This window comes from Bradyrhizobium sp. HKCCYLRH1030 (assembly GCF_051168395.1).
Taxonomy (GTDB): Bacteria; Pseudomonadota; Alphaproteobacteria; order Rhizobiales; family Xanthobacteraceae; genus Bradyrhizobium.
In genome coordinates this window covers 229,887-243,314 of sequence record NZ_JBNPUY010000005.1, presented here as the reverse complement: position 1 = coordinate 243,314, position 13,428 = coordinate 229,887, and the positions used below count along the sequence as shown (strand labels likewise).

At 65.7% G+C, this 13,428-nt stretch carries 14 protein-coding genes; 7 read left to right on the top strand and 7 right to left on the bottom strand.

Features of this window, described 5'->3' with window-relative positions; translation table 11 throughout:
- Nucleotides 1-4: 4 nt before the first annotated feature.
- Both ACQR1E_RS16905 and ACQR1E_RS16900 read left to right on the top strand, forming a co-directional pair.
- Nucleotides 5-979: a sugar ABC transporter substrate-binding protein gene (locus tag ACQR1E_RS16905; RefSeq protein ID WP_315752360.1), complete on the top strand. Its 975-nt coding sequence runs from the start codon at nucleotides 5-7 to the stop codon at nucleotides 977-979.
- Nucleotides 980-1,045: 66 nt separating this feature from the next.
- Nucleotides 1,046-1,333: a YciI family protein gene (locus tag ACQR1E_RS16900; protein WP_315752359.1), complete on the top strand. Its 288-nt coding sequence runs from the start codon at nucleotides 1,046-1,048 to the stop codon at nucleotides 1,331-1,333.
- Between the two features lie 156 nt (nucleotides 1,334-1,489).
- Here ACQR1E_RS16900 and ACQR1E_RS16895 read toward each other — a convergent pair whose 3' ends face one another.
- The 7 genes from ACQR1E_RS16895 to ACQR1E_RS16865 form a co-directional block, all read right to left on the bottom strand.
- A complete protein-coding gene (locus ACQR1E_RS16895; RefSeq protein WP_315752358.1) occupies nucleotides 1,490-2,383 on the bottom strand; it encodes an NAD(P)-dependent oxidoreductase in 894 nt (297 codons plus the stop codon).
- Nucleotides 2,380-2,784 (bottom strand): carboxymuconolactone decarboxylase family protein, encoded by a 405-nt coding sequence (locus ACQR1E_RS16890; RefSeq protein WP_315713518.1) that lies wholly within the window; start codon nucleotides 2,782-2,784, stop codon nucleotides 2,380-2,382. The genes ACQR1E_RS16895 and ACQR1E_RS16890 overlap by 4 nt, the downstream gene beginning before the upstream one ends.
- 210 nt (nucleotides 2,785-2,994) lie before the next feature.
- A complete protein-coding gene (locus tag ACQR1E_RS16885; RefSeq protein ID WP_316184072.1) occupies nucleotides 2,995-4,455 on the bottom strand; it encodes an aldehyde dehydrogenase family protein in 1,461 nt (486 codons plus the stop codon).
- 357 nt (nucleotides 4,456-4,812) lie between these two features.
- Nucleotides 4,813-5,790, bottom strand: coding sequence for a HEAT repeat domain-containing protein (locus ACQR1E_RS16880; RefSeq protein ID WP_434897325.1), 978 nt, complete (start codon nucleotides 5,788-5,790; stop codon nucleotides 4,813-4,815).
- Between the two features lie 2 nt (nucleotides 5,791-5,792).
- Nucleotides 5,793-6,026, bottom strand: a complete 234-nt coding sequence (locus tag ACQR1E_RS16875) for a 4Fe-4S dicluster domain-containing protein (protein ID WP_006609939.1) — start codon at nucleotides 6,024-6,026, stop codon at nucleotides 5,793-5,795.
- Between the two features lie 21 nt (nucleotides 6,027-6,047).
- Nucleotides 6,048-7,790, bottom strand: a complete 1,743-nt coding sequence (locus ACQR1E_RS16870; protein WP_316226181.1) for a fumarate reductase/succinate dehydrogenase flavoprotein subunit — start codon at nucleotides 7,788-7,790, stop codon at nucleotides 6,048-6,050.
- Nucleotides 7,791-7,902: 112 nt separating this feature from the next.
- Nucleotides 7,903-8,676 (bottom strand): ferredoxin--NADP reductase, encoded by a 774-nt coding sequence (locus tag ACQR1E_RS16865; RefSeq protein WP_434897324.1) that lies wholly within the window; start codon nucleotides 8,674-8,676, stop codon nucleotides 7,903-7,905.
- 254 nt (nucleotides 8,677-8,930) lie between these two features.
- On the opposite strand from ACQR1E_RS16865, the gene ACQR1E_RS16860 reads away from it, so the two are divergent.
- The 5 genes from ACQR1E_RS16860 (at nucleotide 8,931) to ACQR1E_RS16840 (ending at nucleotide 13,413) form a co-directional block, all read left to right on the top strand.
- Nucleotides 8,931-9,221, top strand: a complete 291-nt coding sequence (locus ACQR1E_RS16860; protein ID WP_315713523.1) for a gamma-butyrobetaine hydroxylase-like domain-containing protein — start codon at nucleotides 8,931-8,933, stop codon at nucleotides 9,219-9,221.
- A 74-nt stretch (nucleotides 9,222-9,295) separates the two neighbouring features.
- The gene (locus ACQR1E_RS16855; protein ID WP_434897323.1) at nucleotides 9,296-10,081 is read left to right on the top strand and encodes a Crp/Fnr family transcriptional regulator; all 786 of its coding nucleotides are present in this window, start codon (nucleotides 9,296-9,298) and stop codon (nucleotides 10,079-10,081) included.
- A gap of 163 nt (nucleotides 10,082-10,244) precedes the next feature.
- Complete coding sequence (locus ACQR1E_RS16850) at nucleotides 10,245-11,660, top strand: ABC transporter substrate-binding protein (RefSeq protein WP_434897322.1); 1,416 nt, start codon at nucleotides 10,245-10,247, stop codon at nucleotides 11,658-11,660.
- Entirely contained in the window at nucleotides 11,657-12,544 is an 888-nt protein-coding gene (locus tag ACQR1E_RS16845; protein WP_434897321.1) for an ABC transporter permease, read from the top strand. The genes ACQR1E_RS16850 and ACQR1E_RS16845 overlap by 4 nt, the downstream gene beginning before the upstream one ends.
- Nucleotides 12,541-13,413 (top strand): ABC transporter ATP-binding protein, encoded by an 873-nt coding sequence (locus ACQR1E_RS16840; protein WP_434897320.1) that lies wholly within the window; start codon nucleotides 12,541-12,543, stop codon nucleotides 13,411-13,413. Before ACQR1E_RS16845 ends, ACQR1E_RS16840 begins: the two co-directional genes overlap by 4 nt.
- Nucleotides 13,414-13,428 lie beyond the last annotated feature (15 nt).

Below are 13,428 nucleotides of genomic sequence, written 5' to 3'. Positions count from 1 at the left end.
CGATATGCAACAACGGATCACGCGCTGTCTCGCTCTGTCACTTCTGATCGCCGCAGGCGCGACGCAGGCCCGCGCCGACGGCGAGACCATCGCCGTCTTCACCAAGAACCAGACCAATCCGTTCTTCCAGACGGTGCGCGTCGGCGCCGACAACATGGCGAAGGTCCTCAACGCCAAGATCCTGCACTACATCCCGACCAAGCCGGACTCGATCCCCGAGCAGCTCAGCCAGATCGAGGACGTCGTGGTGAAGAAGCCGAGCGCGATCGTGTTCACGCCGGTCGACTACAAGGCGATGGTGCCCGGGGTCGAGAAGATCAACGACGCCAAGATCCCCGTCGTCAACATCACCGACCGCTCCGCCGGCGGCAAGTTCGTCGCCTTCGTCGGCGCCGACGACTACAGCCTGGGCCTTGAGACCGGACGTTTCCTGCTCAAGACGCTCGGCGGCAAGGGCAACATCGTCATCATCGAAGGCGTCAAGGGCTCGCTGACCAATGTCGACCGCGTCCGCGGCTTCAACGACGCGCTCAAGGAGAACCCCGGCGCCAAGCTGCTGGCGTCGCAGCCCGGCAACTATCAGCGCCTGCAGGCCCTGCAGGTGATGGAGAACCTGATGCAGTCCAATGCGCAGATCGACGGCGTGCTCGCCGCCAACGACGCCATGGCGGTCGGCGCGATCGAGGCGCTGGACGGCGCCGGCCGCAAGGCGCAGGTGATCGGCATCAACGGCACCAAGGAGGCGATCGACGCCATCAAGTCCGGCAAGCTGCTCGCCAGCGGCGACTACAACGGCTTCGCCCAAGGCTGCCTCGGCACCATGATGGCCGTCCGCGCATTGCGCGGCCAGCCCGTCATCAACGAGATCGTGCTGAAGCCGACCGTCATCACCAAGGACAACTATCAGCCGTTCGACGTGACGCTGGAGCAGCGCACCTGCCCGAGCTTCGAGGATGCAGGCAAGCTCAGCGCGAAATAGGATCAGCCATCAGTCGGGAAGCAGGACGGCACGCAGCCGTCCTGCTTCACTTTGCGGAGAGAATTCATGCTGTTTGCGATTCACGCGCTCGACAAGCGGGACGCGCTGCCGGTCCGGCTTGCCAACTACGACGCGCACAAGGCCTATCTCGGCGACAGCGCCCGCCTGCCCGTCACCATCGTGATGTCCGGCCCGCTCGTCTCCGACGATGGTTCGACGATGATCGGAAGCCTGTTCCTGGTCGAGGCTCCCGGCCGCGCCGAGGTCGAAGCGTTCAACCGCGCCGACCCGTTTGCCGCGGCCGGGATCTGGGAGAAGGTGACGATCACCGGGTTCCTGCGGCGCCAGGGTTAATCCGACTGCGTCACGCGGATCTCAGCAGTTGCAGTTTCCGCCGTCACCCGGAATCTGGAAATTGTCAGGTGTGGACGCAAAACAATCGCGAGATCCCGGGTTCAAGGCCCGCGGCCTTGCCCCGGAATGACGGTGGTTGCGACGCAGTAGTACCAGTCACCCCTTCAGCTCGACGCCGGCCAGCGCCTCGCTCAGCTTCGCCAGCGCCGTGTGATCCTGCCCGGGTCCGAGCATCCCCTGCGCGCTGGCGCTGAGCTCGCGGCAGAGGTTGGAGAACGGCGCGGCGACGCCGGCTGCACGCGCGACCTCGAGCGCGATCGACAGGTCCTTCACCATCAGGTCGAGCCCGAAGCCGCTGTTGAATTGGCGCGACAGCACGAACTGCTTGAACTTCTTCTGCGTCGAGTTGTTCATGCCGGTCGAGGCGTTGAGCACGTCGGTCATCAGGCCGGGGTCGATGCCGAACTGCTGGCCGATCAGCAGCGCCTCGACGCCGATCAGGAAGCCACCGGCCGAGACGAGGTTGTTGAGCGCCTTCATCGCCTGGCCCGAGCCGAGGCCGCCGATGCGGTGGATCGTGGTGCCCATGGCGCGCAACAGCGGCTCGACGCGGTCGAGCGCGCCCGGCTCGCCGCCGGCCATGATCGCGAGCTCGCCGGTCACGGCGCGCGGCACGCCGCCACTGACCGGCGCATCGAGCATGGTGACGCCGAGCGGGGCGAGATCGGCGGCGATCGCCTGCGTCGCCGCCGGCGCGCCGGAGCTCATGTCGATGACGATGTGATCGCGCGTCAGGCCGGCGCGCAGTGCGCCGACGGCGTCCGCGACATGTTTGCTGGTCGGCAGCATCGTGATGATGACATCCGCCTGCCCCGCCGCGGCCGCGAGGTCGCCGGCCTCGACACCGCCAACCTTGGCGACGAACTCAGCAGCCCGCCCGGGCACGGCGTCGTTGACGGCGACCGCAAAGCCGGCGCCGAGCAGGCGCGCGGCCATCGGCCAGCCCATGTTGCCGATGCCGACGAACAGGACCTTTTGCGGCGCGCTCATGCGCCGTCCTTCTTGGCGATGGCACCTTCCGCGACCAGCACCTCATGCGCGGCCTTGAACGCCTCGAGGCCCGCGGGAATGCCGCAATAGACGGTCGCGTGCAGCAGGATCTCCTTGATCTCGTCGACCGTGACGCCGTTGGTGAGCGCGCCCTTGACGTGCAGCTTCAGCTCGCTCGGCTTGCTGAGCGCGGTCAGCATCGCGAGATTGATGATGCTGCGGGTGCGGCGATCCAGTCCTGGCCGGGTCCAGGCATAGCCCCAGCACATTTCGGTGGTGATGTGCTGGAAGGCCATCATGAAGTCGTCGGCCTTGGCGAGGCTGCCATCGACATAGGCCGCGCCGAGCACCTCGCGGCGCACCTTCAGGCCCTTCTCGAACAGTTCTTTTTCGTCGCTCATCCGCTCGTCTCCTTCTGCAAACCCTGATGTCATCTCGTTGTTTGAGCATGATCTCCGCGCAAACGCCTTCGGCGTTTGTCGCGAGGGAAAACCGGCTTCCACTTTTCCGGATCATGCTCTGGCGCCTCGCCGCGCGGACTGACAACGACAACGCCGGGCGGCGTTGTCAGTGACGTCCGCACGGCGGAATTGATCGGAGATGCGAATCCGCTAGCCGTGCTTGACGATCAGGGTCTTCATCGCAGCAAGCTCGTACAGCGCCTCGAAACCCTTCTCGCGGCCGTGTCCCGATTTCTTCATGCCGCCGAACGGCAGCTCGATGCCGCCGCCGGCGCCGTAGCCATTGACGAACATCTGGCCGACCTTGACCTTGCGCGCGACGCGCATCGCCCGCGAGCCGTCGCCCGACCAGACGCCGGCGACCAGGCCGAAATCGGTGGCGTTGGCCAGCCTGACGGCGTCGGCCTCGTCGTCGAACGGCATCGCCGCCAGCACCGGACCGAACACCTCCTCGCGCGCCAGCTCGGAGTCGCGCGCGACGTGCTGATACAGCGCCGGCGCCACATAGAAGCCCTCGCTCGGCACGCCCTCGGCGATCCTGCCGGTCGCCACGCGTCTGGCGCCGCCGCTTTCGGCGCGCGCCAGCATGTTTTCGATCCGCGTCTTCTGAACCGCGCTGATGACCGGGCCAAGATCGAGATCCATCTCCGGCGTGCCGGCCGTGATCTTCTCGAAGCGGAGCGTGAGGTCGGCCAGGAAGCGGTCCCAGATCGAACGCTCCACCAGAACGCGCGAGCCGGCCGAGCAGGTCTGGCCGGCGTTCTGCACGATCGCCGCGGCCACCGAGGTCAGCGCGGCATCGAGATCGGCGTCGGCGAACACGATCTGCGGCGACTTGCCGCCGAGTTCGAGCGTGCAGCCGATGTGGTTCCTCGCGGCCGCCGTCTGCACCAGCGTGCCGACCTCCGGGCTGCCGGTGAAGGAGATGAAATCGATGCCGTCATGCGCCGACAGCGCCGCACCTGCCTCCTCGCCAAGACCCGGCACGACATTGATCGCACCGGCCGGGAAGCCGGCTTCCGCCGCGAGCTCGGCAAGACGCAGCGGCACCAGACAGGCCTCCTCGGCCGGCTTGATCACGGTCGCGTTGCCCATCGCCAGCGCCGGCGCGACGGTGCGACCGAACATCTGGCCCGGATAGTTCCAGGGAATGATGTGGCCGGTGACGCCGAGCGGCTCGTACACCGTGGTGACGAAGAAGCCGTCGAGAAACGGGATGGTGTCGCCATGCACCTTGTCGGCGGCGCCGCCGTAATATTCGAAATAGCGCGCGACGGCGACGACGTCCGCCTTGGCCTGCTTCATCGGCTTGCCGGTATCGGCCGCTTCGAGCTTCGCGAGCTCCTCGGCATTGTCCTCGACCAGGCGGCCGAGCTTCGACAACAGGCGCCCGCGATCCACCGCGGCGAGCCGCCCCCACGGGCCTTCCAGCGCGCGGCGCGCCGCCGCCACGGCAAGATCGATGTCGGCCGCGTCACCGGCGGCAATCGAGGCGATCACCTGTCCGGTCGCCGGCGCCAGCATCGCAATGCTGCGGCCCGACTGCGCGGGCTGCCACTTGTTGTCGATGAAGACGCCCTTGGCGGCAGGCAGTTTGACATTGGCGTTCATGGCAGCTCTCCGACTTCCTTTGCAGCTCGTCCGCGGGTCATATCAGACCTCGGCACGGCGCATCCCCTCGCGGCCGCGCGACAGCCGGTCGGCAATGGAGGCGTGTCACCAGGGCCGGACTGACCGGCCCCTCTCTCCGTTTGCGCTGCAGCGGTCATGATGCCCGATGGATGCGTCCGACGTTTCTGTCAGACAATCCGGGAGCCGTCCAGAACGGGACGTGCGGCGCACGAGAACGTGCGGCGCGCGGCCCTGCGGGGCTCGCGCGCGATCGGCCGCGACATGATCGTCGCAAGGCTCGTCATCTGGCTGACCGCCCGGTCCGCCATGCGGTCGGGAACGCTCGCCGGCGCGCGATTACGCGCCGGTTCTCGCCTTGCTCGCCGCGATCTGGTGCAGCGCCCATCTCGCATTCTTGCGCACGTCGGGATCGAGATCGTCGGCGACCAGCGCGAGGTACGGCTCGCCGTCGGGCGCAGCGATCTCGCCCAGCGCAGCCGCCGCCTCCTTGCGCAGATTGGCCTGCTCGTGGGTGATGCAATGGCCGATCGGCCGCACCGCATGCGGCACCTTCATGCGTCCGAGGCTGCGGATCGCCTTCAGGCGCACCTGCCAGAACTCATCCGCCAGGCAGGCGATCAACGGATCGGCGGCGACTGCACCATTGACGTTGAGCCCGAGCGTCTCGGCCGCCATCTCCCGCACCATCCAGTCGGAGTCCTTGAGCGCGCGGGTGATGGTCTCCGCGGCGATCCTCATGTGCGAGAAGGCGAGCGCGCTGACCGCCGCGCGCCGGACATGCGCATCGGGATCACCGATCAGCGCCGTCAGCGCCGGAATCGACTCCTCGAGCTTGAGGAAGCCGATGACGCCGATCGCCTGCACGCGGACCGCCGCATCCGGATCCTGCAGCGCCTCCAGCGCCGGCTTGAGCGTGTCCTTGCGCCGCAGCTCCTTCAGCGCGCGCAGCGCGCCCATCCGGACGAAGGCATGGGCATGCTTCACCAGCGGCAGGATGGCGTCGGCCGAAGCGGGATCCTTGAACTCCGCGAGACTGTCGGCGGCTGCCGATGCGACGATCCGCTCGGGATCGACGAGCAATTGGACCAGCGCCTCCGCCGCCTCCGGCCCGTCGAACTCGCCGAGCGCCATGGCGACCTGCTGGCGCACGCCGGCGTCGGGATCGGCGACCATCTTCGCCAGATGCGCGACCGCGGCGGGATCGCCGGAATGTCCCAACGCGATGATCGCGACCCGCCGCTCCGCCGGATCGGCGGCGCCGAGCCGCTCGTCGGCGTCGTCGAGATCGTCGTAGGATTCGAACGGGCTCGACATGATCACCTCAACAGATAGGGAATGTTGACGGTGACGGCACCGGTCGGGCAATCCGCCTCGCAGGGCATGCAGTACCAGCATTCATCATAGGCCATGAAGGCCTTGCCGGTCATGTCGCTGATCCGGAGCACATCGAGCGGGCAGACGTCGACGCAGACCGTGCAGCCCTTGTCGGCGATGCATTTGGCGTCGTCAACGACGACCGGGACCGACGTCTGATAGGTCGCAAGAGGCATGTCTCGTTCTCCTTCTGATCGTCAGGCGCTGGCGCGGATGCGCTGCTTGTCGTAGAGGTCCTTCTCATCGTCCGCGATCGGCACGACATAGGGCTGCACCGCCCGCTTCTCGCTGGTCATGCGGCCGTCCAGCTTGCTCAGCAGCGTGTGACAGAACCAGTTCTCGTTGTCCTTCTCCGGAAAATCGGTGCGCCAGTGATAGAGCCCCCAACGGCTCTCCTCGCGGAACAGCGAGGCATGGGCGGCCATGTCCGCGCAATCCATGATCGACTGTACCTCCAGTGCGCGCAGCAGTTCATGCGCGTTGCGTGCGATCATGCGCTCCTGCATGTCCTCGCGGACCTCGGCGAGCCGGCGCATCCCGAGCTCGTACTTCCGCGTCACCTTCGGCGGCTGCAGATAGTCGTTGACCAGGCGCCGCGTCTTGTACTCGATCTGGTTCGGCGGAATGCCATCCTCGCGCTTGGTCGGCGCCAGCACGCGCTCGCGCTCCAGCGCGATCTCGGCGGCATCGATGTCGCCGAAATCATGATTGTCGGCGAACTCCATCGCGTCGAGCCCGGCGAACGAACCGTTGGTGAATGCGCCCAGCATGTAGTTGTGCGGAACGCTGGCCATGTCGCCGGCCGCATAGAGCCCGGGGACGGTCGTGCGGGCATTGTCGTCGACGAACACGCCCGACGCGCTGTGGCCGGAGCAGAAGCCGATCTCGGAGATGTGCATCTCGATCGACTCCTTGCGGTAGTCGACGCCGCGGCCCTCCTGGAACAGCCCCCGCGTGGGCCGCTCGACCTTGTGCAGGGTGTGCTCGATCTCCTCGATGGTCTTGTCGTGCAGGTGCTTGAGCTGCAGGAACACCGGCCCCTTGCCGGACAGCAGCTCGTTGTAGAATTCCAGCATCATCTGGCCCGACCAATAGTCGCATTCGATGAAGCGGCGATCCTCGTTGTTGGCGGTATAGGCGCCGAAGGGACCGGCGACATAGGCGCAGGCCGGACCGTTGTAGTCCTTGATCAGCGGATTGATCTGGAAGCATTCGAGATTGGCGAGCGCCGCGCCCGCGTGATAGGCCATCGCATAGCCGTCGCCGGAATTGGCGGCATTCTCATAGGTGCCGAACATGTAGCCCGAGGTCGGCAGGCCGAGCCGTCCCGCCGCGCCCATGCACAGGATGACGGCCTTGGCCTTGATCACCAGCATTTCGGCGGTGCGGGTGTTGACGCTGACGGCGCCGGCGACGCGGCCATCGCTCGACTTCAAGAGCCGCGTCGCCATGTAGCGGTTGGAGATCAGGATGCGTGCGCGGCGCAGTTGCCGGTACAGCGCCTTCTTGACGGTCTCGCCGTTCGGCATCGGCAGCACGTAGGTGCCGATGTGGTGCACCTTCTTGACGGCATAGTCGCCGTTCTCGTTCTTGAGGAAGCGGATGCCGAAGCTGTCCAGCTCCTCGATGATCCCGTAGCAGCTCTGGGCGTATTTGTAGACCGCCTTCTGATCGACGATGCCGTCATTGGCGATCGTGATCTCCTTGGTGTATTGCTCCGGCGTTGCATAGCCGGGGATGACGGCGTTGTTCAGGCCGTCCATGCCCATCGAGATCGCGCCGGAGCGCTTGACGTTCGCCTTCTCCAGCAGAACGACGTTGGCCTTGGGATTCTTCATCTTGGCCTTCAGGGCGGCCATCGGGCCGGCGGTGCCGCCGCCGATCACCAGCACGTCGCAGGACACCTCCGAGAGGCCGTCGACGATCTCATCCATTGCCATTCTAAGCTCCTGCTTGGCCGGGGTCACACCGGTCCGGATCAGACTTGTTCAGCGGGGGCACCCGGCGATAGCAATTAGTTGTCGCCTGAGCGCATTTCTTCGCGCCGGCCAGTCAGCGCTCGACGAACGCCTTCTCGACCACGAAATGGCCGGGCGTGCTGTGGTTGCCTTCGACGAAGCCGCGCCCCTCCAGCATGGCCTGGAGCTCGGCCAACATCGCCGGGCTGCCGCAGAGCATGATGCGGTCGGTCTCGACATCGAGGTCGGGCCCGCCGATGTCGGCGAACATCTGCCCCGATGCGATCAGGTCGGTGATGCGGCCGCGGTTGCGGAACGGCTCGCGGGTCACCGTGGGATAATGAAGCAGCCGGTTCCGGACCAGCGGTCCAAAGAATTCGTGGCCGCGCAGGCCATCGACGAGCTGCTCGCCATAGGCGAGCTCCGAGACCTGGCGGCAGCCATGGGCCAGCACGATGGTCTCGTAGGTCTCGTAGATGTCGGGATCCTTGACCAGGCTGGCGAACGGCGCCAGCCCGGTGCCGGTCGACAGCAGCAGCAGACGCCTGCCCTGAATCAGGTTGCCCGCGATCAGCGTTCCCGTCGCCTTGCGCCCCACCAGGATGCGATCGCCCTCTTTGATCTTCTGCAGCCGGGAGGTCAGCGGCCCGTCCGCCACCTTGATGCTGAAGAATTCCAGCTCCTCCTCGTGATTGGCGCTCGCCATGCTGTAGGCGCGCATCAGCGGCCGGCCGTCGACCTCGAGCCCGATCATCGCGAACTGCCCGTTCTGGAAGCGGAAGCCGGGATCCCGCGTGGCGGTGAAGCTGAACAGCGAATCGGTCCAGTGCCGGACCGACAACACCGTCTCGGTCTGAAAAGCGCTCATCGTCGTCTCCTGAGGCGCGGGGCGCGCCGTGTGGCGGTTGCTGACGACGATGTCGCGGAAACGGCGCGGTTCGGCAATTTCGAACGCGCCGCGGCGGTGGATTAGTTGCAAAGATTGTTCCGCGGGAAGGCGAGCGCGCGGCAACGAAGCACCTCGCGCTCCACATTCCGTCGAACGAGGCAATTAGTTGCTGGGGGCCCCGGTCCGTCTCCCCTAGCGTGACGACGCCGGCTTCGGCACAACCAGGAGGCGCCATGATTCCAGCCGATACCCTCAACAGCGAGGTCAGTCCCGACCTGGCGTCGTTACGGCTGCGGAATGCCGGCGGCGCTCCCGCGGAGCTGTCCGCCGAACGGCTGCGGCTGTCCTGCATGTGCGCGCATTGCAGGCGGGCCCGCCTCGACGGCCGCTTCCCGGCGCAGTTTCCCGGGATCGGCATCGTCGGGGTCGGAGATCTCGGTTACGGCTTGAACATCGCGTTTTCCGACGGCCACAATCGCGGCATCTATCCGAAATCATACCTTTGGGAACTCGTTGCCGCCTGAGGTGCGTCGCGCGGTGACGGATGGCACGAACATTGCTCCGCTTCTGATCAGTATGATCAATGCGGAGGCAAGACATGTTGCTGCAGGCAGCCAAATCAGCTGCGGACGCCGTGCCCTCTCCCATGACGTCAGCGCGCGCGGTGACCAGTTCGTCGCTCCTGCTCACCGAAAGCCAGCAATCCATCGGCGGCCCGCCGTCGCTGATCGAAAGGCTCAGCCTGCGCGAGCGTGAGCAGGTGCTCAAGCAGGGCCGCCGCAAGGTGCTGAACCGCGGCCAGACGCTGTTCAGCCAGGGCGCCAGGCACGACGGCATCTTCCTGGTCGAGAGCGGCCGCATCCGCGTGTTCTATACGTCGCCGCAGGGGCGCGAGATCACGCTGGCCTATTGGCATGTCGGCAATTTCGTCGGCGGTCCCGAGGTGTTCGACACCGGCGTGCATCAATGGTCCGGCATCGCCGCCAGCAACGCCAGCGTGATCCAGCTTCCCGGCAAGGAGCTGCGAACGCTGGTGGCGGAGATCCCCAATCTCGCGATCGGACTGATCGAGGGGTTGAGCTTCAAGGGAAAATGCTACTCCGCCCTGGCCCAGATGCTGGGGACGCGTTCGATCACCGAGCGGCTCGCTCATCTGCTGCTGCATCTCGTCGATCTCTATGGCGTGGACGATCCCGACGGCAAGGTCATTGCCGCGGCCTTCACCCATGCCGACATCGCCCACATGGTCGGGGCGACGCGGCAGTGGGTGACGATCAGCCTCAAGCGGATGCAGGAAAAGAATATCGTCCGCTCCAGGCGTTCGCAGATCGTGGTCTGCCGGCCCGACGTCCTGGACGAGATGCGCGGCCAGGCCGCGGATTAGCCGGCCTGCTCATGCAAGCGGCTGTCATGAGCGAAATTGCCCAAGGAGTACGCAACCGGATTTTGACGGCAACTAATCCACCCGCTGCCGAACTCCGGATTTGCGCTCGTGGACGCGGCCTTCATCATGGCGCCATCAGCCATCCAACCGAACGGGGATGAGAATGGTCCGCTGCCGTCACGCGCTCTTGCTATCCGTCACCTGTCTGTCCCTGATCGCGGCGCAGCCCGTCGCAGCAGAGACAGTCACGATCGGCATAGGCACCCAGGACACCACGACCAACACGGTGACGGCCGGCACCATCGTGCGGCAGCTTCACCTGCTGGAGAAGTATCTGCCCAAGGACGGCAAATACGCCAACATCAAGTTCGAGATCGAGTGGCAGAACTTCACCTCCGGTCCGCCCGTCACCAACGGGATGATGGCGAACAAGCTGCAGTTCGGCATGATGGGCGACTACCCGCTGATCGTGAACGGCTTCACCTTCGAGAACAATCCCGAGAGCAAGAGCCGGCTGATCGCCGTCGCCGCCTACAGCCTCGCCGGCTCCGGAAACGGCATCGTCGTTCACAAGGACTCGCCCTACTACGAACTCTCCGACCTCAAGGGCAAGCTGGTCAGCGTGCCGTTCGGCTCGGCCGCACACGGCATGGTTCTGAAGGCGCTTCAGGACGGCGGCTATCCGGCGGATTTCTTCCAGCTGGTGAGCCAGACGCCGGAGGTCGGCTCGACCAACCTGCAGGAAAAGAAGATCGACGCGCACGCCGATTTCGTGCCGTTCGCGGAACTGCTGCCGTTCCGTGGCTTTGCGCGCAAGATCTTCGACGGCGTCCAGACCAACCTGCCGACATTCCATGGCGTCGTCGTCCGCACCGACTTTGCGGAGAAATATCCCGAGGTCGTCATCGCCTATGTCAAGGCGGTGATCGCCGCCAACCAGTGGCTGCGCCAGGATCCGAAAGCGGCGGCCGAAAAGATCCAGGAATGGACCGGGATCAACAAGGAGGTCGTCTACATCTTCCTCGGCCCCGGCGGCAACATGACCACGGATCCGACGATCAAGCCGGCGCTGGTGGATGCCGCCGCAACCGACGTCAAGGTGTTGCAGAGCCTCGGCCGCATGAAAGAGTTCGATCCGAAGACATGGGTCGACGACAGCTACATCCGCAAGGCCTATGCCGAGCTGAAGCTGGACTACGACAAGGATCTCGCAAGCACCGCGAACTACGAAATCTCCGGCGAGGACAAGTTCTGCAACAGGCCGATCACCGAGCCGCGCAAGGCCGGCGAGGTCTGGGTCGACGGCGAGGGCATCATAGCCTTCAGCAGCGCGACCTGCACGCTCGGCGCCTATGCCGACTACAAGGCCAAGGGCAAGAAGATCAACGTCGCCTACGTCTTCGACACCGCGCGCGGCATCAAGCTGTTCGCCGACCAGGCGTTCTTCGCCGCGGCCAATGGCGAGATCGCGCCGTTCCTGCTGAAGAAGGATGCCGAGGCCTATGCCGCCAAGATCGGCGGCAAGGTGATGGGACTTGATGACGCCGTGAAGCTGGCGATGGCGGGAGGCAAGACTTGAGCAGCCCCGCTTTGATGACATCCCCCGACCAGGCCGCGGCGACCGCCGCGCCTGGCACCGCGATCCCGCCGAGCCGTCCGGACGTCTCCGCCCGCGCGGCACGCTGGTTCCGGCTGAACCAGAACAGGCTGCAGTCGGTGCTGATCGGCACCGCGTCGCTGATCCTGTTCCTGATCGCCTGGCACCTGCTGACGACCTACCGCGTCGTCTTCTTCGTGAAGTTCACCAACGTGCCGGCGCCGCTGGCCGTCTATGCGAGCTTCACCAAGGCGATCCACGATCCGAAATTCCTGATGCACATCCTGCTCAGTTGCCGCCGGATCTTCATCGGGTTCTCGCTGGCCGCACTGGTCGGCGTGCCGCTCGGCCTGATCATGGGCCGGTTCAAGCTGGTGCACGAGATCGTGTTTCCGGTCGCCGAGGTGCTGCGTCCGATCCCGGCGATCGCCTGGGTCCCGATGGCGATCATGCTGTGGCCGACCAACGAGCAGAGCATCGTCTTCATCACCTTTCTCGGCTCGTTCTTTCCGATCCTGGTCAACACGCTGCACGGCATGACGCTGGTCGACCCCGTGCTGGTGCGGGCCGCCAAGTGCCTCGGCGCGCGGGAGACCGCGATCTTCCGCGAGGTCTATTTCCCGGCGTCGCTGCCGCACATCTTCACCGGCCTCACCGTCGGCATGGGCGTCGCATGGGTGTCGCTGATCGCGGCCGAGATGATCTCGGGGCAGTTCGGCATCGGCTACTTCACCTGGGAAGCGTATTCGCTGGTCCAGTATGCCGACATCGCGCTCGGGATGATCGCGATCGGCGTGCTCGGGCTCGGCTCGAGCCTCGTGATCCGCGCAGCCGGACAGTTGGTGATGCCCTGGAGGTCGCGATGAGCCAAGCCGCAGCGGATACGAGACAGGGCCATATCGAGGTCCGCAACTTCGCCCTGAGCTACGAGACCATCGACGGCGCCGTCGAGGCCGTCACCGACACCCAGATCCACATCGAGCCCGGTGAGTTCGTCTCGATCGTCGGACCGTCGGGTTGCGGCAAGTCGACACTGCTCAACGCCGTCGCGGGTTTCCTCAAGCCCACCAGCGGCGTCGTCACGGTCGACGGCCATGCCGTGACGGGTCCGAGCGCCGAGCGCGGCATGGTGTTCCAGCAATATTCGCTGTTTCCCTGGAAGACGGTGCGCGAGAACGTCGAGTTCGGGCTGAAGATGCGCGGCATGCCGAGATTCGAGCGCGCACGCGCGGCGCGCACTCTGCTCGGGCTCGCCGGCCTCGAGGCGTTCGAGAACCATTATCCCGAGCGCCTCTCCGGCGGCATGAAGCAGCGCGTCGGCATCGTGCGCGCGCTCGCCACCGGTCCCAAGGTGCTGCTGCTCGACGAGCCGTTCGGCGCGCTCGACGCGCAGACCCGCATCATCATGCAGCAGATCCTCACCAACATGTGGCAGCGGCTGAAGATCTCGGTGCTGTTCGTCACCCACGACATCGACGAGGCGATCTTCCTGTCCGACCGCGTCTACTGCATGACCGCGCGCCCGGGCTCGATCAAGGCCGAAATCCAGATCCCGCTCGAGCGCCCACGCCAGCAAGCGATGATGATGTCGTCGGAGTTCCTGGCGCTGCGGCGCGGGCTGATGTCGCTGATCCGCGAGGAAAGCCTGAAGGCGATGGGCGGCGAGATCACCGATCTCGGCATGCAGGGACTGAGTATCGAGCTGCAGGGTCAGTCGATCGCTGAAATCCTCTGAGGCGCTCGATCCGCG